Genomic DNA, 20,932 nt, shown 5'->3' with positions numbered 1-20,932 from the left:
AAAACAGCCTGCCCGGGCGGCGTTTAGGCAGCATGTTCTCTTCTCGTCGCGATTTTTTGCAAACGACCGGCTGTGGCTTTGGCTATCTGGCCTGGCAGGCCATGGCGCAGAGCCAGGCAGCGCTGGCCAATCCGCTCGCGACGAAGAAGCCGCATCATCAGCCAAAGGCGAAGAGAGTCATTTTCCTCTTCATGCAGGGCGGTGTGAGCCATGTGGATTCTTTTGATTACAAGCCGCGTCTTTTTAAAGATGATGGGAAGATCATCGAGGTGGCGGACTCGCGCTCCATCGCCAAAACGGGCAAGGGAGCACTGCAGCGGGTGATGAAGCCGCTGTGGGACTTCAAACAGCATGGCGAGACGGGGCGCTGGGCTTCGAATCTTTTCCCGCACATGAACCAGCATGTGGATGACCTGTGCTTCCTGCACGGCATGCACACCGAGGGCGTGGCGCATGGGCCGGCCACCCTCTTCATGCATACGGGCACCACGAGCAACATCCGCCCCAGCATGGGTGCGTGGGTGATGTACGGCCTCGGCGCGGAGAATGAGAATCTGCCGGGCTTCATGACGATCAGCCCGAGTCTGGGGAATGGCGGGCCTCGCAACTATGGCAATGCGTTTCTGCCGGCGGTGTTTCAAGGCACGCCGGTGGGCCGCAGCGGCATGCCGGCAAAGGAGTCCAGCATCAAAAACATTACGAATGCGATCTGGACGCCGGAGCAGCAGCGCAAGCAGTTCGGCCTGCTGAGTTCTCTCAATGCGGAGCAGGCCGCGCATGCCATGCCGGGAGATACGGACATCGATGCGGTAATCCGCAGCTACGAGCTGGCCTGGCGCATGCAGAACAAAGCGCCGGGTGCCATGGACATCAGCGATGAATCCGAGGCGACGCTGAAGCTCTACGGCATCAATGAGAAACCGACGGACAACTTCGGCCGCCAGTGCCTCATGGCCCGCCGCATGGCTGAGCAGGGAGTGCGCTACATTCAGGTGAACTACGGCGACAACTCGAACAACCCTGCCTGGGATCAGCACTCCAACCTGCCGAAGCATGGCGATCATGCGGCAGCCGTGGACAAGCCCATCGCCGGCCTGCTTTACGATCTGAAGCAGCGCGGGTTGCTGGAAGACACCATCGTGTGGTGGGGCGGTGAATTCGGACGTACGCCCTATGCCGAGAAGAACGGTACGGGGCGCGATCACAATCCGCTGGGCTTTACCGTATGGGTGGCAGGTGGTGGCTTCAAAGCCGGATACGCCCATGGCGTGACGGATGAAATCGGCCACATGGCAGTGGATGACAAGGTGCACATGCATGACCTGCATGCGACGATCCTACACCAGCTCGGCCTGGACCATGAGAAGCTGACGTTCCGGCATGCGGGAAGAGATTTCCGGCTGACGGATGTGCAGGGGCATGTGGTGCGGGAAGTGATCGCGTGAGCGGGGTGTGCTCGTCTGTTTGCAGGACGGCTGTGGCGACAGCCCGACCGTCTGCCTTCTTGCTGTGAGCATTGGGGCGTGCGAACATCCTCGCAGTCGGTCGGTTTGGCGGAGAGAGCTGTGAGCTTTGAAATCCAAACAGCCCCAACCTGCGGCCGGAGACGTCATGCGTTCGAGTGCGCTGTGTGGGGCTTGAGATTGAGCGACCAGGATGGTCCCTCTCCTCCGTTACTTCTTCGCCAATGACTCCAGATAATCCAGCAAACTGGCGAACTCACGCACAGTGAAGTTGGTCATGAGGCCCGGAGGCATGATGGAGATGGGGAGGCGCTGGCGGCTTTTGATGTCCTTCACGGCGAAGGTGAACTCCTGGGAGGCGACGTTGCGGAGCTTGACGTTGTCAGCAGACTCAAGGGTGATGAAGCCCATCTGCTGGGTGCCGTCATTGAGGGTGACCACTTCGCTGGCGAAGCCCTGGGCGATCGTCTTGTTGGGATCGAGGATGTTCTGGGCGAGATCGGGGCGCTTGTAGGTCTGGGCGATGTTGCCGAGGTAGGGGCCTTTTTGTGCTTCGGTTTCCTTGGTGGTGTGGCAGGCGATGCAGGTGGCCTTGGTGAAGACCATCTCGCCGGTCGTGAGATCACCTTTCATTGCGATGACCTTGGTGAGCACCTCCTCTGGCTTCAGCGCGCTGATCAGCGGTGTCGTGTCCTTTTCAAAGCTCAAGCGCATCGTCTTCGCTGCGTTCTCCGCTGCTTTTTTCACGGCCGGGTCCGAATCATTGAGCGCGGCAAACACCTTGGCGGCCGAGGCCGTATGCTTGATCAAGCCAATCGCTTCCACGATCTGCTTCCGGCGCTTGGCATCTGCCCAACCGGAATCCAGCGCCTTCTGCGAGAGCTGAATGGACTCAGGGCTGCCAGATTTGCGGTTGGCAAGGTTCAGGAGCGCCGCATCCGCGTAAAGCGATGCCGAGCCACTCAACTTCTCCGCCATCTGCTCCACGAGCTGATGATGGTTTTCGAGCTTCGGCGCATTGAAAAACGCGCTCGTAGCCGCATCGAAGTCTTTGCCGGAATCCGGAAGCTTCTTCAGCGTGTCCAGTGCTGCGAGCGTTGCGGATGCACCAGGCGCGCTGTCGGTTTTGGCGAGCGCGATGACGGCTTGGGAGAGAGTGGCCGAAGAGATTGGAGCGCTCTTGCCCGCATCACTAACCAGCCCAACAAGCAGAGCCACGGCCTCTGCCGGTATTTCCTCAGCTCCCGCGAGCTGTGCGGCGAGTTCTGGCAACACTTTCGGATCCTGCTTGGCCAAGGCGAGGATGCGTTGCTGCGCCTCGTTGAACTGGATGCGGTTGCGATTGAGCTCCTTTACCAAAAACGCCGCTTCTTCGGGTTCGGCCTTCACCAGCGCATCCTTCAGTGCGGCGGCGATCTTCGGCGTCTCGCTCCACGCCTCTGGCTGGTAATACGGCCCACGTGTGTCAGGGCGCGTGCCCCAGGAGTCGCCCTTCCATTCGCCTTCATGGAAATGCAGGCGGCAGAGTGAGGCGAGGATGCCCTGGCGCAGGGCGGGATCGGTGGCTTTGCCGAGGCGCTCGATGAGGCCGGTGACGACTTCGGGCTGGTGCATCATGGCGAGAGAATGGAGTGCGTTGGTCACGCAGTTGCCCGTATCCACCATGTCGAAGGCCAGCTTCCATCCAGGCCGCGGGGCAAGAGCCAAAGCACGGATGCCACAGTGCTGAATGACCGGATCGGAACTGGCAAATGCCTCGCTAAATATGACATCTCGAGTTTTAACCTGTTCCGACAACTGCATTGCCAGGCGAAGGCTGTCCACGGGTGCCGCAGCAATCATTTCAGCCGACATCACGTACTCATCACCGCCACCAGCACGAGTAAACTTGGGACGTTCAGTCGTCGAATAACGCATTGGCATCTGCAGCGCAAACGACCTCCACCAGGCGCGAGTGATTTGCGGGTCTTTTCCTTCCAGCTTCGCAGCACCAAGATAAGCAACAGCAACCCTGGCGGCGATGGATGCCTTGGAATCCTCAGCAATCGCAATGATCAGCTCGTTCCTCGCACTTACCTGCTTGTCTTCTTTGCCGCTGGTCAAACGTTCCGTCCATGAGGGCTGTCTCTGCTCGAACACTCGTTGTGCCTCCATGCGGCGACGATGGCTCGGTGACTTGAACTGCTTCACCAAGTCAGCATCACTAAGATTCGCAAAATCCGGTAGCGGTTCCGCCTTAAATCCCTTGGGCTTCACTTGCACGATGTAACCGACATCGGGACCGGCCCAGCCGAAGGTGGCACCTTTCCAACTGGCGCAATAGACGCGGCTCATCCCATCGACATCGGCGTCGGTGGGGCGGGTCATTTTGATGAACGGTTCGGGCTTGCGGGTTTCTTCGAAGGTGGCGCCCTTGGGCTTCACCTGATGGTGCCAGAGGGCACCAGTGCCCCAGTCGCAGGTGAACGGCGCGTTGTTCCACTCTCCGAAGCCGGGTTCGTCGATGTAAACTGCGCCGGTGCCTGAACCGCCGCCGTAGTCGGCGAGGGGCTGGATGCACTCGTCGTTGAAGTTTTTGTAGAGGCGCGGGTAGCCGTGGTTTTCGAGGCCGGTGAAGTGGTGGAAGCGCACGTTCCAACCGCCGCCGTCGTTGGTGTTGTCGCGGGCGAAGATGTCCATCAGCGGGCTGATGGCGACTTCGAGAATGTTGCGCGTACCGGTGGAGTAGATTTCCAAACCGGTACCGTCAGGACGCACGCGGATGACGCCGCCACCGCGATGCTGCAGATGCTTCCCGTCCGTGCCTACGGCATCCATAAAACCGAAGTCGCCACCCGCGATGTAGAGCCAGCCGTCAATGCCGAGGCTGAGGCCGTTGGTGGTGTGGTCAGCAGGACGGTCTTTGAAACCGAAGGCGATGCCATTGACGAGGATGTTTTGTTTTTCGGCGACGCCGTCGTGGTCGGCATCAATGAACTCGCTGAGGTGCGGCGGATGCACGAGGTACAGGCGGTCGTGGTCCCATACGAGGCCGCGTGGGCTGTCCACCTCGCAGAAGACCTTGGTTTCATCGGCACGGCCATCGCCATCCAGATCGCGCAGGCGGATGACGCGTCCGCGGTTGGGTTTGCGCTCCACAGAGCCGTCGCCATCACTGCTGACATAGAGCGTACCATCTGGCTCTGCGGCCAGGAAGACAGGGTAATTCGCTGCTGCGCTGTTGGCGAAGAGGGAGACATCGAAGCCCTCAGCCACCTTCACGTCCTTCAAGATGGCAGATTCTTGTTCAGGCGTGAGCTTCACGATTTTTGGCGCGATGTTGCCTGCATCCTTGAGCGGATCGCTGGACTTGTCGTATTCCTTTTTCTGTGCCTCGCTCAGCGTCGGAGCAACGGCTTTGATGTTGGGGCCTTTGAGCTGCACTTCACGAATGCTCGCCCAGCCGCCGCTTGTTTTGGCAAGTGCGTGGATCTTTACAAAGCGGATGCCTTCCACCTTGGCGAAGTCGTTCGAGTAGGGCGCTTTCTTGGTGTTGTCGCTGCCATCGACAAGCGTGGTCCATGCTTTGCCATCGGTGCTGCCTTCGACTTTGAACTGATACACCCCTGCGTTTTCCCAGGCAGTCTGGATGCCCGTGAGCGTCTGCGGCTTTTCGAGTTCAAGCTGGAGCCACTGCGGGTAACTGGGATTCGAGGCGCACCAGCGGGTGCCCTCATCGCCGTCCACGGCCTTCCAGGCGTAGTTGCCCTTGCCGCTCTCTTCGCTGCTGGCGCTGGCTTTGATCGGCAGCGCATCTTTTGGCAGCGGGGGTGGTGCCGCAGGCTTCGGGGCCTCGACAGGCTTGGCGGGGACGAAGGTCACTTTGTTCTCGCCCTTGAACGGTGTCAGGTAATCCGGCGTGAGCTTGTCCATGGCCCAGAGCAGGCCGCGGGTTACGAGATCGAGGTAGCGTGCATCAGCGACGGTGTCGTTGTTGTGGCCGATGGTGGTGCTGAAGCTGCGGGCACCGGATTTTTCATTCGTCCAGGCGACGACGTAGTCCACGTCCTTGCCTTTGACGACCTGCTTGCCCATGGCGAGCGGATGGCCGTCGAAGATGTTCACGTTGTTGTACAGCTCCTCCTTGATGGTGGTCCAATCGGCGAGCGGCTTGGTGATGGGGTGCTCCTTGTCCACAAACGTGATGGCGATAGGCTCCTGCGGGCCATGCGAGGCGGACTGGATGCCGAGGTGCTTGAACCACGCGTCCGTGCCGGTGCGGAAGCTGTGCATGGCGCAGTGCAGATGCACGGCGGGGATGGTCTGGTGCACATCGAGGATGCGCTTCACCACGGCCATGTCCTTCACCCCGGCGGCGCATTCGTCGTGAATGATGATGTCGTAGCCCTTGGCCCAGTCGGGATTGTCATACAGCGGCAGAGGCGGGTTGACGGACTTGTCATCGGTCCACACCACATCCACCTGCACATTGGCGCGGGCCTGGATGCCTTGGCTGAGGATCACATGCTGCTTCGCATAATCATGGCAGCAGCCACCTGCCACGAGGAGGGCTTTGAGGGGCTTGGTTTCAGCAAGGCCCAAAGAGGCCGTGGTAAGGAGGAGCAAGAGGGCAAAAGAACGCATGAGAAAAAACGGGAATGCAGAAGCCGCACAAAAAGCGGGGTTTCTATCAGAAAAGTATGGAATTCGCACCAGTGAAAGGCCGGGCAGGAGCGCGGAATTCATTCCGCAGCAGCCACGCACACAAACTGCGGCACCCCATAAAGGCAAGCTCCCTTTCCCCTTCGGCGGAGTGCTGCGGAATGAATTCCGCGCTTCTCATTGGAAATGCGCTTTACTCCAACGGCGAAGCACCGACCCACGCACCCCAGTTCTCCCCAGCCCCCACTCATGCACCTGCGCTGCCTTGCCATCATCCTCTCCTGCTTCATTCTCCCTCTGCGCGGAGAAGAGCCGCCGCTCTCAGCTGAGGCGCTGGCCGGTGCTTTGCGCACTTCGGGCCTGCCAACAGGGGAGGAAAGTGTGACGGTGCCGCTTGAATCTACCTTTTTGGGATTCATCGTGGAAGCACAGATCAATGGACAGTCTGTGCAGCTCTTGCTGGACTCTGGAGCCGCTTGCACTCTTCTGTCCCCCGAAATAGCGCGGCAACTCGGCCTCCAGACGAATGGTCCCAAGGAATCAGCATCCAGCGCCGATGGCGGGAGCGTCGTGGGCCTCCGCACGCTGACCAAGCGCTTCAGCCTTGGATCTGCTTGGACGGAGAACGAGCCAGTGTTCATTGCCGAGATGATCCCGGGAATTCAAGGACTGCTTGGTATGGCCACCCTGGCCGACTGGGATGTTCGAATCGATCCTTCAACCCGGAAACTCACCCTGTTTCCTGCGGGCAAGGCCCCCTCACAGGAAGGCGAAACTGTACTGCCACTCACCTGCCAACGCAAAAGCACATCAGCAGGAATGCCCAAAGGACAGGGATTTCACATGATGAACCTCACCGTGCCACTGCACGTGGGCACACATGAACTGGCGGCCACGCCGGACACGGGCCACGGCACCATTCTCCAGCTCCCGAGCACGCTCATCGAAAAGATGGCACCCCAAGCGCTGAAGGACGCGCTGCCCGCACTCGCCACCGCCGTCACTCTTTCAGGCAAAACGATGAGCCGGGAGGCAAAGCTCCGTGAGGTTACATTCGGCCCTGATACCCTGCATGGTTTGCGCACCAATATCATCGACGCCCCTCCAGGCTCAAACGCCGAGAGCAAAGGCCTCATCGGCCTGAATCTGCTCCGCCACTATGTAATGACCTTTCGTTTTTCCGTAGGCGAACTCCGTCTCAAGCCCCTGGGCACCGTGCAGGAAATCACAAGCGCCGCGACGGCTGGCATCTACATGGACTTAGAAAACAAGATTCTCAATGTCTTGCCGAATGGACCGGCGGACAAAGCCGGGCTGCGTATCGGAGATGAAGTACTCGAGATCGAAGGCCACCCCCTCAAGACCATGACGCCAGAGAAGTTTGCCGCCTTCAAACGCCTGCCGCCTGGCACCGCCGTTAAGGTGCGCTACCGGCGTGGAGAACTCAGTCCGATGGAAGCGACCTTGGTGTTGATGAAGGAGTGAAGCGTGCAAAATTCGCAGGGGGATCGTCTTGCCACTGAGGTGAAAGAAGGGCGGCAGGGGCGATTCGGCGTTGTGCATGCTTGCGGAGTGCTGCGGAATGAATTCCGCGCTCCTCACTTCCCAAACCGAGCCTTCACCAAATGGCTGCCGAGGATCCAGACCTTGTGCAGCTTGCTGAGGCGGGCGCGTTTGGTGAAGACGGGGTAGCGCTCGCGTTTGAGCTTTTCGAGGATTCGCGAGTAGATGTCTGCCATGATCTCGGAGGCGACCATGTTTTTGCGGTCCTCCGGCGGGAGGATCTTTTGAGCGGCGTCGTAGTAGCCGCGGGCGCGCTGGTACTGGAAGTCCATCATCTTGATGAAGCGCTCGCTGGGACGGGCATCGAGGATCTCGCTTTCCAGCACTCCGAACTTCCGCAGTTCGGCCCGGGGGATATAGATGCGGCCGGTGTCCTTGGCGTCTTGGCCGACGTCGCGGATGATGTTCGTAAATTGCAGGGCATAGCCGAGATTGATGGCGTAGTCCTTGGTGGCGGGGTTCTTGTGGCCGAAGATTTCGATGCTGACGAGGCCGACCACGCTGGCGACTTTGTAGCAGTAGCCCAAGAGTTCCTCAAAAGTCTCGTAGCGGGTCTTGGTGATGTCGCTGGCGACGCCGTCGATGATCTCGCAGAGCCAGGCGCGGGGGAAGCTGTACTTCTGCGGCAGCAGCAGCATTTCATCCAGCACAGGGTGGCCGGGGGGCTTGCCCTCATCCACGCAGCGCTTCCAGTGATTGAGTTCTTTTTCTTTGTCCTCTTCGCTGTTGTTGGGGTCATCGGCAATGTCATCCACCACGCGGCAAAAGGCGTAAAAGGCGATCATGTCCCGGCGGCGCTCCTTCGGCAGGCAGGCGAGTGCAAAGGCCAGGTTCGACTTCGCCCGCTTCGTGATCTGTTCTGGAGAGAGCGTGCCGCTGGTCATGCGGAAGTGGAGGAACGTGGGAAACCGTGGCGCAGCATGAGAAGTAGGGCCGTTAGCAATAGCCAGCAATCCAGCATGGCAAGCACCAATGCGCTCAGCGGCAGCTCGATCATGCGCAGGAATGGCGCACCCGCGCACAAAGCATACGCCATGGCCGCCGTGTACTGAACCACAATGCGAAGGGCTATCGCCGTGACGGCGAGCATGAGCAGCCGCACTATCGACCGCCGCAGGATGCGCAGGGCCGTCGCCCCCTGCTGCCAAAACGTCCCCGGCACCGCTGCCACCGCGACCGGCAGGGCGGCAAAGAGCAGAAGCAGTTCCACCCACCACCATGCGCCAATGCTTTGAGGTGTATTCGCCTGCCACCAGCGCCAGCTCATCCAGAGAAGATCGAACCCCGCCAGCCAGGCTACGCCCTGCCAGCGGGCAAAGGCGTGCTCCAACGCCGCAGCGGCATCACCATCCGCATCCGTCTTCTGCGGTCGCTCCCAGGCCATGACAAATCGCACCAGCCACACTTGGGTGCCCGCCGCCGCCAATGCGGTAAAAATGTAACGCAACGCAAGTTTCATTGTCTCCATCTCCTCCGGCAGCATGCGCCGCATGCTAACCCCCTCCATTCCCAGCCAAGCAAAGCTTAATAATGTAACGATTATAAGAATACATTTTTGCTCCAACACAGGTCTTCGCTCTCCGTAGCGGTAAGGCCACCGCCAGATCCGCACGGTCAGAAACATCAGCGGTAAGGGCACCACGCACGACAGCGGCCAAGGGACCATGAGTGCATGCGGAAGGACGGCCAGTCGAGCCAGAGCCTCGCGAGCCAGCAGCGGCAATGCTTCTCGCCAGTCATTCAAAATATGTAACGAATATATTGTTTCTTTTTCGTTACCCAGCGTTGTAGCCAGCAGCATTGCTCCGGCTGTGAACAAGATCAGCGCAGGGTGAAGCCGCAGGCAGTCCCAAGCATCGGACAAAGGCTGGCGCAGCGGATGCCAGCGCAGGTGCAGCACCAGTCCGGCGGCAAAGCTGAGGAGGGCGAGCGCGGTCGATTGCCAGTGGGTCAGGTTCAAAGTTCACGATCAATTCGCGAAAACATCTCGACATGCCAGCGCGTATTCGCTTCTCTCCATTTTCGCCATGAAATCACCCGCCGCACTCCTGCTCGCCTGCCTGTCGTTCTCTTCTGCCGCTCTCGCCGAAAATTGGCCAAGCTGGCGCGGCCCCAATCAGGACGGCTCCTCGGGTGAGACCGGCCTGCCGGTGAAGTTCAGCACCACCTCAGGAGTGAGGTGGTCGGCAGAGGTGCCAGGACTCTCCGCCTCCGTGCCCGTGATCTGGGGGGACAACCTTTTCATCACCGCGCCCATTGATGCGGAGAAAAAGCTCGTGGGCCTGTGCTACGACAAACAGACCGGCAAGGAAAAGTGGCGCACCACCATTAGCGAAGGGTCGGAGATTCAGTGGGACGACAAGAGCAACCTGGCCAGCCCTTCCGCAGTAACGGATGGCGACCGTGTTTACTTCCTTTTCGCCAACGCCATTGCTGCCGCGTGTGATTTCAATGGCAAGATCGTGTGGAAGCGCGACTTCAAAGAAACCCACGGCGCCTTTGCCACGCAGTGGACCTATGGCAGCAGCCCCGCACTCGACGGCGGCAAGCTGTACATCCAGGTGCTGCAACGCAACGAGGCTTTTAAATTCCAGGACAAGTTTGAAAAGGGCACCGCAGGCAAGGACATGAGCAGCTACATCCTCGCCGTGGATCCAGCCACCGGGAAGGACCTCTGGAAACACATCCGCCCAAGCCTTGCCTCCACGGAATCTCTTGAGGCGTTCAGCAGCCCCATTTTCACGACTTACAAAGGACAGCGTCTCATGCTCATCTCCGGTGGTGACACACTGACCATTCATGATGCCGCCACGGGCAAGGAGTTCTCCCGCATCGCCACCTGGAATCCGCCCGGTGAAGGGTACAACAAGTTCTTCCGCCTCGTCCCCTCCCCCGTGGTCGGCGACGGCATGGCCATCGTCTGCGCCCCCAAGAACTCCCCCATCTACGCCATGCCGCTGGACTCCAAAGGCGAGACCCAGCCCGTGTGGCAGACAGAACCCAAAGGCGTGACCAGCGACGTGCCCACCCCCGCCTTCTACAAAGGCAAGTTCTACGTCCTCGATGGCGGCAAGAAGATCCTCAGCTGCCTGGAACCCAAAACCGGCAAAGTCCTCTGGTCCGGCGAACTCGGCGGCAAGACCAAGTTTGAAAGCAGCCCCACCGTGGTGGACGACAAAGTGTACTGCATCAACTTCTGGGGCGAGGTCTATGTGGCCAAAGCCAACACCGACAAGTTTGAGCTGCTGGGCATGAACGAAATGGGCAACGGCACCAAGCCGAATGGCAATGCCGCCAGCGTTCGTGCCAGCGTGGCCGTGAGCGACGGCTGCCTCTTCATCCGTTCTGAGGACAAGCTGTACTGCATAGGCAAGAAGTGACAGCAATGCCTGGAGTGGCGTGACAAGAATGAGGTTTGGGGAACGTTCATGGACATCACAGTTATGCTCCATCGTTCCCTCGCCCTCCTTCTGGCCGCCACGACAATTGCACAAGCGGCTCCGGCCGAACACGTTATCCTCATCAGCATCGACGGCTGGGCGCATCAGTATTTCGATGACCCGAAATGCCACATGCCTGCCGTGAAGGCGCTGGCGGCCAAAGGCGTAAGGGCCAAGCGCATGGAGTGCTCCTTCCCCACCGTGACGTGGACGAACCACACGACGCTCGTCACTGGCGTGCATCCAGCGAAGCATGGCGTGCTGGCGAATGAGTACTTTGACCGTGCGACGCGGAAGAAGGTGCCACTGATTCCTGACCCGCTTTTCAACAAGGAAGAGATCGTCAAATCGCCCACGATTTACGACGCGGCCAAGGCGGCTGGCATGACCACTGCGGGAGTGATCTGGCCAGCCTCACGCGGCGCCAAGACGCTGGACTGGACGGTGCCGGATGTATTTGAGCAGGAGCTGTTTGAAAAATACGGCACCCCTTCCCTGCTGGAGGAGGCACGGACGGCGGGCATCCCGATCGAGAAGCAGAACGAGTGGTGCAAAGCGGGCAATCCAGGCAAGGCGCAGCGGGACTACATGTACTCACAGCTCGCCCAGCACATCATCAAGAAGCACAAGCCGAACTTCCTGGCGCTGCATCTGGTGAGTCTCGATTCTTTTGAGCATGCGCATGGCCGTCAGGTGGCGGAAGCGTATTGGGCGGCGAATGATTCGGACAACCGTGTGGCGGACATCGTGCGTGCCACGGAAGAGGCGGGCATCCGCGACAAGACGACTTTCGTCATCACCACGGACCACGGGTTTGTGACCTTCACGAAGTCGATCAATGCGAACGCAGCGCTGCGAAAAGACGGTTTCGTCAAAGCGGTGCTGGGCAAGAGCCTCGCGCCCGACTCGCAGGTGTTTGCGATGGCCGAAGGCGGCGCGTGCTTTGTGTATGTGCTGGATGATGCGAACCGCGAGAGCATTCTAAAGCAGATCACTCCGACGCTGAGCAAGCTGGAAGGAGTGGAGGGCGTGGTGGAGGCGAAGGATTTCGATGCGAAGCTGCACCACGTGACAGCAGGGAAGGATGGTCGTGAACCGGACCTGGTGCTGCTGGCCGCCGATGGCTACACATTTACTGATTCCCTGGCGGACAATGACGTGATCATTCCCAATGATCCACCAAAGGGCGCTCATGGCCATCTGCAGACAGATCCGAATCTCTACGGAGGATTTGTGATCAGCGGCGCTGGTGTGAAGCAAGGCGTGGTGCTCGATGAAATCAAAAACATCGATGTGACACCGACGATGGCGAAGCTGCTGGGAGTGCCTTTCCCGGGTGTGGATGGGCAGGTGCTGGAGAAGGCGCTGAAGTGATCGCCGTGTCTCATGTCGAAAGGACGCCGCAATCAGTCCAACCAACGCCTCCGCAAGGTCATAGACGAGCGCGAGCGGCGCATTCGCCTGCTACTGGAACGCGGCCTGATTCAGGATGCCTCGGAGATCCCTGACGATTCCATTCCTGTCGATCCCGACCTCGTGCTCCCCACCAACGCCTGCATCCCAGCCGTTTGCTACATGGACATCGAGTTCAGATGCGCCGACTGCGGCAAACCTGATTTTTGGTCTGCTGGCTCGCAGCAACATTATTATGAAATCCTCAAGGCGTCCCCTTACAAGCGTCCGAAGCGCTGCTACGAGTGCCGGCAGAAGGAGCTCGCCCGGAAGCAGCAAGCAAGAGCCGACTCCGGGCATGAGGCTACATGACATATCGTGGTGCCGGAGGTGGAGCTGACGCAGGTCGTAGAGCTGGAGAAGGCGCTGAAATAGGGCGGATAGGTCCTCTGCGACCTAACAGACGGGCTTGCTCAAAGGGCACATCGCAGCTTGTGATCGCGAATGAGGGGACCAGGATAGTCCCCCTCCTGCCAGACGGGCTGCTTAAAGCATGCCGGGGGTGTAGCGTGGACGCGAGTCCATGCCCGTGCCGATCTGCTGGCGCATCTTGGTGTCATCCAAGGCGCGGTCCACGGCTTCTTGAAGTGCGCGGGAGGTGAGGTCCCGCAGAACGGGCACGGGCGAGCCGCTGCCAGGGCGGAAGGCATTGCTCTGGCGCTCGCCTTCATACACCCGGGTGTAAATCACCCTGCCGGACACGGCTTCGACGACATTCACCCGAATGCGCGCATAGCCGTAGGGATGAACGAGAAGCTGCGAGCGGAGATCCTGAATGTCTCCGGTGACGATGAAACGCCCCCTCACGTCGGTGGCAAGCATGCCGCGGGCCTCAAGGGCGTAGGCAAAGGCGTTGCGCACCACTTCGCTGACAGGCAGGCGTGTCTGGATGGTGTCCACCTTGGGACCGATGGGCAGGCGCACGTGACCAAGTGTCTGGGCGTTCTCGTTCCGCTTGTCCTTGAACTCGCCCACGGCGAAATCGGGAGTGCCCCGCAGCATGAGCCCGGGCTGGGGCACATATTCGAGGCTGACGACCGAGGAATTGGCGCAGGAAGAAAGGAGGCTGAGGCAGGCAGAGGCCGCGAGAATGGCTGAAAGGCACCTAAGGTTCATGGAATGCATCTGTAGAACGCCTTCGACGCGAATCAATGTGCTTCATTCGGCAAAGACTCTGTCCAGGGGCAAAAAACAACCCTGCCGGAACTCGGAGCTCAGGAAAAAAACCCCCAAAACCTGAATCCAATTAACCCGGCAGGGTTGATTTAATGAATATATTCGGAAACAGGTTCGCCATGCAATACCAAAAAGTTTTTCATCGAAAAAAGACGGGAATATTCGCTCTGCTAAGCATCAGCATTTTTTCCGTACTCCCCTCGGAGTCTCACGCGCAGATAGGGCGCTCCGTGCGTCAGGTCATCGTCTCGCAGGCTGCGGGATGGAATTCCAACACCGCCACCATGCAGTGCTACCAGCGCGCTTCTGCCGGGGCGCCATGGCAGGCGGTGTTTGAAAAACCGGTGCCGGTTTTGCTGGGCAGGAAGGGGCTGGCGTGGGGGCGTGGCGTCTTCTCCCCGCCACAGAACGGCATCCCACCCAAGGTGGAAAAGGACTGGCGTGCCCCGGCGGGTGTCTTCCAGCTCGGCTCGTTGTTTGGCTATGCCGCCGCCGCCCCTGGAGGGGCGCGCTGGCCCTACATCCAGGTGGGTCCTTGGGATGCGTATGTAGATGACTCTTCCCTGCCCCAGTATTACAACCGCCACATCCGTATCGATCCGCGCCAGGGAATTCCGCCGTGGTTTGAGAAACAAAAAATGCGCCTCGGCGATGCCGCCTACAAATGGATGCTGGAAATCCGCCATAATCAGGGTCCTGCCGCCCCCGGCTATGGCAGCGCCATTTTCTTCCACGTGCGGCGCGGGCCGGACAAGCCCAGCGCGGGCTGCACCACCATGGCCGAAGGGGATCTGACGCGGATGCTACGCTGGCTGGACCCGAGTGCTTCGCCGCATTACGTGCTGCTGCCGAAGGACGACTACGCGGCGCTGCGCGGGGTGTGGGGGTTGCCGTGAGGCAACGCCCGGGCTGAGGGGACTCTCTTGGTTTTGGTTTGAAAGCGCTGGGCGAGGCGGGAGCGTGAGGGATCAGGATGATCCCACTCCTTCACATGCGCCGTGGTTTCAGATTTCGGCGGTGTCCACCCACCAGTCGTGGCCGGGGGCAAGATCGTGGCCGTAGATGGTCGCGGGAGCCTGGAGGATCTGGAGGTCGTGGAGTGGCTCAAGCAATGCGGCGACCTGTGAGTGCGGCACGGCAACGAACATGGCGGGCATACCAGCAGCCTTGGTGGCATGAACTGCCTGGCGAACGACTGCGGCACCGTAGGCGGGATCGCTGAAACGAAAGCCAGAGAGGTGGGCGGAAAGCATCTCGGTACCGTCATCAGTCCAGAGGCGCTTGCCGCGGCGGGTGTCTTCCAGCCAGGCAGTATCGGCGATGCGGATGGGGGGCATCAGAGAGCGCAGAGTGGAGTCTCCGCCGGTGAGGATGCAGGCGGGACGCGGTGCGAAGGTCTCAGCGATTGACGTTTGCGGGGTGAGTATTGATTCGGCGGCGGTGATCCTGAGGACGACGATTTGAGCCAGCGGCTGAAATGGGGGAATGTCACGCCGCCCCGTGTAGTCTGCCGGCCGTCGGCCGGTGCCGTCCATCACGATGCCATAGCAGGCGTGTGCGCCGCTTTGGGCTACCTGAAGCCGGGTTTCCCACATCAGGTGGGCCAGAAGACCGGTGCAGCGGGCGTGAGGGCTGACTTTGAGATCGCAGAGGTAGTGCACGCGACGACGCGGCGGTGTGGCGTGATCACATTCCAGCCAGCGCTCGACGCGCACGAGGGTGCCCAGCACTTCGCCGCCGGCTTCGGCGACATTGACGGTGGCTTCTCCCATGGCGGCAAAGAACGGCAGGTAGTCGCGGCCATGCGAGATGCGAAAGCGGCGGCCTTCACCGAGAGGATAATCAAACTGGCGCTCGAAACGCTCCAGCGCCTCGCCCAGCCATGCGGGCGGTGGTTCGCGCAGGGTGTGGAGGTTCATGGGCGGCTGCCAATTAAAATTTGGGGGTAGAAGAAGCTGCGGTCCCGCTGCTCCATCGCCTGTCCGAGCGCGTGGTCCCAAATGATGTCTCCAGCCAGAGTGTCCATGTCGAGCGAGGAATTCAACTGCCGCAGGATGACTCTGCCGCCGGGTTTTAATGCGCGGAATGCTGCGGCGAGCGTCTGCGCGGCTTGCGCAGGTGAGAGCCAGTCGAGGATGTTGGAGAGGTGCACCATGTCCGCGCTGGCTGGGGGAAGGCCTTCGAGGACTTCACGCATGCGGCCTTGGTGCCAGAGTACCTCCGCCTGTGGGGCGACCTGGGTTTGCAGCCAGTCGTAGCGATGGCCGGGCGCAAAGGTGCCGCTGTACATTTGGCGGAGAAAGGGGTTTGTCTCCGCGTCCGCGCGTTCCAATGCCACGCGGGTGCGCCAGGCGAAGTGCTCGTGGAAGGGGCGGCGCGGGTTTTGTGCAGCTTCGTGGCCAAAGAGGGTCGTCAGATTGGGCAGGGACATGACCTGACGCAGCGATCCGTCGAGATCTGCTCCTTTTGATTTCACGCGGCGCAGTTCCGCAAAGCAGCGCTCGTAACGGCCTGAATGATCCGGCCCATTGAGAGCTACAAAATCGGGCGGTCCAAAAACGTCCGCAGGCATGGCAAGTTCATCGCACAATCTCTGCAGAGCCTCGCAACGCAGCGGCATGTCTTCATGGCCAAGGAGGCGTGCTGCATCGTTGGTGCTGGCATGCTCTGCGAGATGGAGTTTGAAGCGGGAGAGCGCGAGCTGCGCGGGGTTCACGTCCACGGCGTGAATGCGATGCAGCGGCAGACGAGCCAGCTGGACGAGCGTCTCGCCGCCGGAGGCGATCATGACGACCGTTGCATCTGCGGGAAGAGTTTGCGCCAGCTCCACATCCAGGCGGGGATCTTCGCGCACCTGCGCAAAGGCGAGCGGCAGGGTGGCGGCCTCGATGGCCCAGGCGTCAGGAGTGGCGGAGCGGGTTTCGTCCATAGGCGAGATGAAGCAGGAAAAACAGCAGCACAGCGGCCAGCAAGTCCACGGCATAGTGCAGGCGCAGCGCCAGCGTGGCCACCAGCATGAGGAGCGAAGGGACAAGCATGATCCAGAACCGCAGGCGAAAGCAGCCCCAGTCCCAGGTCAGCAACGTCAGCGTGATGAGCACATGCAGGCTGGGAAAGGCATCGTAGTGCGAGGCCATTGCGGTGTTGATGCTTTCATTCCAATGCGTCAGCACACCGCCGGCCAGCGGAGTTGGAAACAACTCGGGGAAAGCTGTCAGCGGCGGCGCGGCTGGATAGAAAAGATAGCCGAGAAAGCCGACGGCAAATGCCGTGAACAGACGCGCACCAAACAGCATGCCGTGCTTGTTTGAGATCACTACCTGGAGCAGCGCCCAGTGCAGATAGACATGATAGCTCATGTAGCCCAGGCTGAGCAGGTCATTCAGCCCCGGACGGAACACGCCTCGCAAAGCGAGCACGGGTGATTCTCCAAACAGGGCTGTGTCTGCAGCGAGCAATTCATGATGGCGCAATGGCACTCCCAGCTTTTCCACGATCGCTGACGAGCCCGCATACAGCGCCAATGTGGCCATGTAAGCGCCCAGCAGGCGCACGCGGCCTCCCGGTTCCCCCATGCGCTGCAGCAAGAGATAAGCAAGGGTCAGCACCGAAACCTCCAGCAGCGGATGCCAGCCATTGCCAACGAACGCGAGTGCCAGCGAGATGGCGCACCCGAGCCAAACATAGAGCCATTCATGAATCTGCACCCGCCGCATCCTCACAGGCCCCCGCCCTCCCGCTTCCACCCCAGCGGACTGCGGCGCAGGCTGTGAATAATAAACTCCCGCACAAAGGCCGAGTAGGAAGGAATGAACGGCGCGCCCTGCTCACGCAATGTGGAAGAGAGAGCATCATGCACCTGCGGCAGGTGGTGCCAGGGCACGCCGGGGAAGAGATGATGCTCAAGGTGATAGTTCTCGTTGCACATGAAGAAGCGCACCAACCGGCTGGTGAGGATGGTGCGCGTGCCCAGAACCTCATCATTCGCGTGCTCCAGCAGCGTGTGCTGGCTCATGCCGCGAATGTTGACCATGGTGTTGATGAAGAGCATGGGCATGAGCCAGCCATGCCAGAGCCAGATGGCGGGGACGCGCGACCAGACCAGCCATGCGAGCAACACGGTGGCAGCTACTTCGGCGGCGATGCCAAGACGGTCTTTCGCGGTGCCTTGCATGAAGCCGAGGATGGGAATGGCGGTGATGTAAACGGGGTAGCCCACGAGCAGCCTTCCCCAGTTCATGAGGAAGACCATCCACGTCCAGCGCGTGTAGTTGGCATAGTGGTCAGGGTCTCCTGCATCTCCGAGATGCTGGTGGTGGTTCAAATGCAGCACGCGATAGGCAGAGAAATTTTGCAGCACCGGCATGGCGCACAGCGCACCGAGCACGGCATTGAGGCGGCGATTCTTCGCCAGTGATCCATGCACCGCCTCGTGGGTGAAAAGGCTGAGGCCGTGCAACGAAGCCGCGGCCAGAAGGTAGAAGGGCGGAAGCGCCAGCCACTTCCACCACGCAGCTCCTGAGGAAGCCAGGAGCACCGCGCCACCGGCTCCCACCCCGTAAAAAACGATGAACAGCGCCGCACGAACGAGATGCCGCGCCGCTGAGCGGGTGTGGCAGAACCGCTGGAGATCAGGAGGCAGGGAGATCATGAGGTGGCGGATTGGCGGTTTCCCAGAGATCCACATAGAGGCGGTCAAACACGTGCAGCCCCAGCCGCACTCCATCCTCCACGGCGGCACGGTCAGCGCCGCCCGCCTGCCAGGCGTCGGCAACGCATTCAAAAAACTCCGCAGCATGCCGGCCATCGATTTCCTCGTGCAGATTGTAGTGCACCAAGTCCGCAGCATGCACCCAGCCATGGGTTACAACGGTCTTTCCCAGGCGCGCAGAGATGCCGGCGAAGGCGTGTTCAATGACTCCCAGGCAGGCAAAGGCCACCTCCGTGCGCTCCATGACACATGCGCCCATAAGGCAGGTATTGAACGCCCTGACCACGGCGCCTTCCCGGACGCCGTTCATTTCCGCCCGCTGCATTCCCATTGACTCAAGAAAGCGCAAAAAAGTGACGTCATGCGCCAGGGCCGGATCAAAAGAGGCGGGCTTTTCCTCAACACAGCCATGCTCTTCGGCCAGATTGCAGATGAGGCTGCGGCGTAGAGCGGAACTGGGCATGCGTGCCATGAGCGCCGCCATGGGTCTGGAAAAATAGCGCACCGCAAAGAAAAACTGCTGCTGCGTGCGCAGAAAGGCCTCCCTGTCCATCACGCCCTGCGCCAGAGCCGTAAAGTAACGGTTGTTCAAAATCCCGCGGGCGTCCGTCTGGGCAGAGACCCAGCTGAGTAGTTCCTCCATGTGGGGGACTTTATGAAAATCCGCAGACAGACTCCAGTGATTTTTTCTCCAATGGCTAGAGGCCTGCCCCTAGGTGAGCAGCGGTCGGACGGTGCTCATGTGGCCGAACGGTCCGTTCGCCTCACGGCCTTTTTGAGCCAGTCGCTTTCTTCTTTCCAGGGGGAGGCGTTGCGAAGCTCAGCCATGGTCATGGGAAGGCGGGCGCTCCAGTTGCTGTCTGCGGCGATGCCAGGGACATTGAAGCGGTCTTCCAGGCCGTAGAGATCCGTGAGCATGAAGGCGGCAAAGCGGGCATTGCTGGTGAATAGTGCTTCCAGCAGGGCATGACGGATGTGGGAGTCATACTCAGGCCAGCCACCGTCGGAAAAGCGCAGGCCTGCAAATTCGGCAAGGTCTCCGAGTTCCTTGTTTCCCAGGGCACGGGAGGTCTCTGACTCGCTGGCGGCATCTCGGCGACGGTGTTCCCAGTGGGTGCGCATGGGCTCGTGGTCGTGCGTGGCGTAGGTGGTGAAGGAACAGTTGTCGTACGTGCTGCCCATGACGACGCGGCCCTGCTCATTGTGCTCCCACTGGCACACTTTGAAGCCGGGGATGTCCAGGCTGAGAAGATGAGGACGCACGTAGTCCGGCACCGTGCCGAGGTCTTCGGCGACGATTTCCGCCTTGCCGCCGGCGGCGTCGAGGATGACGCGCAGGTATTTGTCTCCATTGGCCAGATTGGCGGCCTTGTGCTCCGGGGTTTCGTCATCATTGGCGATGAAGTGAGGCAGGCGGCCGTTGGTGAGACCTTTGGCCTCCTCGTCGCTGAGATAGCAGAACTCTGCATTGCGCGTTGGACGCCACGGGAAGCTGTAGATGCGGTAGAAACCGAGGACGTGATCGATACGGAAGATGTCGAAGACCTCGGTGAGCTTCTGGGTGCGCTGCCGCCACCACTGGAAACCGCCCTGCTCCATGACGTCCCAGCGGTAGAGCGGGATGCCCCAGTTCTGGCCCCAATGCTGCACGAAGTAGTCGTCCTTGAAATAAGTCTCAGGGGGAGCGCCGCCGCACCATTCGAGGTCAAACTGTTCGGGCTTGAAAAACACATCCGCGCTGCACCAGGAGATGCCGAAGGGGATGTCCCCCATGAGCTTGATGCTTTTGCCATTGGCGTAGGCACGGAGGGCACCCCACTGGCTGAAGCAGAGCCACTGAACGTAGGCATGAAAGAGAATGCGGTCATCGATCTCGTCCGCCTGCGAGTCACGCCATAAGCGGGCCTTGCCGGCGGTGTTCAGGTTTTCACGCCAGTTTGTCCAGTCCTCATGGCCATGCTCTTCCATGAGGACTTTAAAGAGGCAGTAGTCATCCAGCCAGGAGGCCTCCTTTTCGCAGAAGGCCTCAAACTCCGCCATGCGCGCGGGCTGGTGCTCGATCTGGCTGAAGGCGCGGCGCAGGAGGGTGTTCTTGAGGCGGCGCACCTTGGGGTAGTTTACCGAGCCATGGCGGAGCAGGTCCACCCGCAGGATGCTGGTGATGGTGCTGTAGAATTTCTCGTCCAGCTCCGGGACCGCCGCCGGAGTGAGCTCCAGGGTCAGGTAGTCCAGAGCGACGGAGCTGATGGCGTTGTAAGGGCTGCTGTCGCTGCCGGTGGCATTGATGGGCAGGAACTGGAGGAAGCCGAGGCCGGTCTCAGCCGCCCAGTCGATGAGCTGGCGGACGCCGCCGATGTCTCCGATGCCGAGGTCCTCCGTGGTGCGGAGGGCGAAGACAGGAATGAGGATGCCGGCGCGGCGGGGCTGGATGGTAGGCATGGCGGGGTGGTAACCAGACTAAACGAATGACAAATGTTTAGTGGTTG

At 60.4% G+C, this 20,932-nt stretch carries 16 protein-coding genes; 6 read left to right on the top strand and 10 right to left on the bottom strand.

Annotated elements, in window-relative coordinates; all coding sequences use genetic code 11:
• Positions 1-32 precede the first annotated feature (32 nt).
• Entirely contained in the window at positions 33-1,445 is a 1,413-nt protein-coding gene (locus ACILSR_RS17845; RefSeq protein WP_395751152.1) for a DUF1501 domain-containing protein, read from the top strand.
• 228 nt (positions 1,446-1,673) lie between these two features.
• Here ACILSR_RS17845 and ACILSR_RS17840 read toward each other — a convergent pair whose 3' ends face one another.
• The gene (locus tag ACILSR_RS17840; protein WP_395751151.1) at positions 1,674-6,068 is read right to left on the bottom strand and encodes a discoidin domain-containing protein; all 4,395 of its coding nucleotides are present in this window, start codon (positions 6,066-6,068) and stop codon (positions 1,674-1,676) included.
• Positions 6,069-6,353: 285 nt separating this feature from the next.
• On the opposite strand from ACILSR_RS17840, the gene ACILSR_RS17835 reads away from it, so the two are divergent.
• Positions 6,354-7,589: an aspartyl protease family protein gene (locus ACILSR_RS17835; RefSeq protein ID WP_395737042.1), complete on the top strand. Its 1,236-nt coding sequence runs from the start codon at positions 6,354-6,356 to the stop codon at positions 7,587-7,589.
• Between the two features lie 113 nt (positions 7,590-7,702).
• Here ACILSR_RS17835 and ACILSR_RS17830 read toward each other — a convergent pair whose 3' ends face one another.
• Positions 7,703-8,551 carry a phytoene/squalene synthase family protein gene (locus ACILSR_RS17830; RefSeq protein ID WP_395751150.1) on the bottom strand — a complete coding sequence of 283 codons (849 nt, stop codon included), beginning with the start codon at positions 8,549-8,551 and terminating at the stop codon, positions 7,703-7,705.
• Positions 8,548-9,627 carry a hypothetical protein gene (locus tag ACILSR_RS17825; protein WP_395751149.1) on the bottom strand — a complete coding sequence of 360 codons (1,080 nt, stop codon included), beginning with the start codon at positions 9,625-9,627 and terminating at the stop codon, positions 8,548-8,550. The genes ACILSR_RS17830 and ACILSR_RS17825 overlap by 4 nt, the downstream gene beginning before the upstream one ends.
• A gap of 67 nt (positions 9,628-9,694) precedes the next feature.
• On the opposite strand from ACILSR_RS17825, the gene ACILSR_RS17820 reads away from it, so the two are divergent.
• The 3 genes from ACILSR_RS17820 to ACILSR_RS17810 are packed head-to-tail and all read left to right on the top strand — an operon-like array spanning position 9,695 to position 12,871.
• Complete coding sequence (locus tag ACILSR_RS17820) at positions 9,695-11,047, top strand: PQQ-binding-like beta-propeller repeat protein (protein ID WP_395751148.1); 1,353 nt, start codon at positions 9,695-9,697, stop codon at positions 11,045-11,047.
• Between the two features lie 48 nt (positions 11,048-11,095).
• Positions 11,096-12,481: an alkaline phosphatase family protein gene (locus tag ACILSR_RS17815; protein WP_395751147.1), complete on the top strand. Its 1,386-nt coding sequence runs from the start codon at positions 11,096-11,098 to the stop codon at positions 12,479-12,481.
• 12 nt (positions 12,482-12,493) lie between these two features.
• The gene (locus ACILSR_RS17810; RefSeq protein ID WP_395751146.1) at positions 12,494-12,871 is read left to right on the top strand and encodes a zinc-ribbon domain containing protein; all 378 of its coding nucleotides are present in this window, start codon (positions 12,494-12,496) and stop codon (positions 12,869-12,871) included.
• Positions 12,872-13,045: 174 nt separating this feature from the next.
• Here ACILSR_RS17810 and ACILSR_RS17805 read toward each other — a convergent pair whose 3' ends face one another.
• Positions 13,046-13,675 (bottom strand): hypothetical protein, encoded by a 630-nt coding sequence (locus ACILSR_RS17805; RefSeq protein WP_395751145.1) that lies wholly within the window; start codon positions 13,673-13,675, stop codon positions 13,046-13,048.
• A 179-nt stretch (positions 13,676-13,854) separates the two neighbouring features.
• Here ACILSR_RS17805 and ACILSR_RS17800 point away from each other — a divergent pair, with 179 nt between their 5' ends.
• Positions 13,855-14,631 carry a L,D-transpeptidase gene (locus ACILSR_RS17800; protein ID WP_395751144.1) on the top strand — a complete coding sequence of 259 codons (777 nt, stop codon included), beginning with the start codon at positions 13,855-13,857 and terminating at the stop codon, positions 14,629-14,631.
• Positions 14,632-14,739: 108 nt separating this feature from the next.
• Here the strand turns inward: ACILSR_RS17800 and ACILSR_RS17795 are convergent, their stop codons facing one another.
• From ACILSR_RS17795 to ACILSR_RS17770, 6 genes are all read right to left on the bottom strand, one after another.
• The gene (locus ACILSR_RS17795) at positions 14,740-15,654 is read right to left on the bottom strand and encodes an N-acetyltransferase (protein ID WP_395751143.1); all 915 of its coding nucleotides are present in this window, start codon (positions 15,652-15,654) and stop codon (positions 14,740-14,742) included.
• Positions 15,651-16,664, bottom strand: coding sequence for a DUF3419 family protein (locus ACILSR_RS17790; protein WP_395751142.1), 1,014 nt, complete (start codon positions 16,662-16,664; stop codon positions 15,651-15,653). Before ACILSR_RS17790 ends, ACILSR_RS17795 begins: the two co-directional genes overlap by 4 nt.
• On the bottom strand, positions 16,636-17,442 hold the full coding sequence (locus ACILSR_RS17785; RefSeq protein WP_395751141.1) for a phosphatase PAP2 family protein: 807 nt from the start codon (positions 17,440-17,442) through the stop codon (positions 16,636-16,638). Before ACILSR_RS17785 ends, ACILSR_RS17790 begins: the two co-directional genes overlap by 29 nt.
• An 11-nt stretch (positions 17,443-17,453) precedes the next feature.
• The gene (locus tag ACILSR_RS17780; RefSeq protein WP_395751140.1) at positions 17,454-18,386 is read right to left on the bottom strand and encodes a fatty acid desaturase family protein; all 933 of its coding nucleotides are present in this window, start codon (positions 18,384-18,386) and stop codon (positions 17,454-17,456) included.
• Positions 18,367-19,089, bottom strand: a complete 723-nt coding sequence (locus tag ACILSR_RS17775) for a TenA family transcriptional regulator (protein ID WP_395751139.1) — start codon at positions 19,087-19,089, stop codon at positions 18,367-18,369. Before ACILSR_RS17775 ends, ACILSR_RS17780 begins: the two co-directional genes overlap by 20 nt.
• Before the next feature lie 95 nt (positions 19,090-19,184).
• Positions 19,185-20,885 carry a 4-alpha-glucanotransferase gene (locus ACILSR_RS17770; RefSeq protein ID WP_395751138.1) on the bottom strand — a complete coding sequence of 567 codons (1,701 nt, stop codon included), beginning with the start codon at positions 20,883-20,885 and terminating at the stop codon, positions 19,185-19,187.
• Between the last annotated feature and the right edge of the window lie 47 nt (positions 20,886-20,932).

The organism is Prosthecobacter sp., from assembly GCF_044222565.1.
In the GTDB taxonomy this organism is placed as follows: Bacteria; Verrucomicrobiota; Verrucomicrobiia; order Verrucomicrobiales; family Verrucomicrobiaceae; genus Prosthecobacter.
The sequence above is the reverse complement of the archived record's forward strand: the minus strand, read 5'-3'. Positions and strand labels throughout refer to the sequence as shown.

Coding starts and splice junctions, on each gene's coding strand:
- ACILSR_RS17845 (WP_395751152.1), top strand. CDS start 33: ATGTTCTCTTCTCGTCGCGATTTTTTGCAAACGACCGGCTGTGGCTTT.
- ACILSR_RS17835 (WP_395737042.1), top strand. CDS start 6,354: ATGCACCTGCGCTGCCTTGCCATCATCCTCTCCTGCTTCATTCTCCCT.
- ACILSR_RS17830 (WP_395751150.1), bottom strand. CDS start 8,551: ATGACCAGCGGCACGCTCTCTCCAGAACAGATCACGAAGCGGGCGAAG.
- ACILSR_RS17820 (WP_395751148.1), top strand. CDS start 9,695: ATGAAATCACCCGCCGCACTCCTGCTCGCCTGCCTGTCGTTCTCTTCT.
- ACILSR_RS17815 (WP_395751147.1), top strand. CDS start 11,096: ATGGACATCACAGTTATGCTCCATCGTTCCCTCGCCCTCCTTCTGGCC.
- ACILSR_RS17810 (WP_395751146.1), top strand. CDS start 12,494: ATGTCGAAAGGACGCCGCAATCAGTCCAACCAACGCCTCCGCAAGGTC.
- ACILSR_RS17805 (WP_395751145.1), bottom strand. CDS start 13,675: ATGAACCTTAGGTGCCTTTCAGCCATTCTCGCGGCCTCTGCCTGCCTC.
- ACILSR_RS17800 (WP_395751144.1), top strand. CDS start 13,855: ATGCAATACCAAAAAGTTTTTCATCGAAAAAAGACGGGAATATTCGCT.
- ACILSR_RS17795 (WP_395751143.1), bottom strand. CDS start 15,654: ATGAACCTCCACACCCTGCGCGAACCACCGCCCGCATGGCTGGGCGAG.
- ACILSR_RS17790 (WP_395751142.1), bottom strand. CDS start 16,664: ATGGACGAAACCCGCTCCGCCACTCCTGACGCCTGGGCCATCGAGGCC.
- ACILSR_RS17780 (WP_395751140.1), bottom strand. CDS start 18,386: ATGATCTCCCTGCCTCCTGATCTCCAGCGGTTCTGCCACACCCGCTCA.
- ACILSR_RS17775 (WP_395751139.1), bottom strand. CDS start 19,089: ATGGAGGAACTACTCAGCTGGGTCTCTGCCCAGACGGACGCCCGCGGG.
- ACILSR_RS17770 (WP_395751138.1), bottom strand. CDS start 20,885: ATGCCTACCATCCAGCCCCGCCGCGCCGGCATCCTCATTCCTGTCTTC.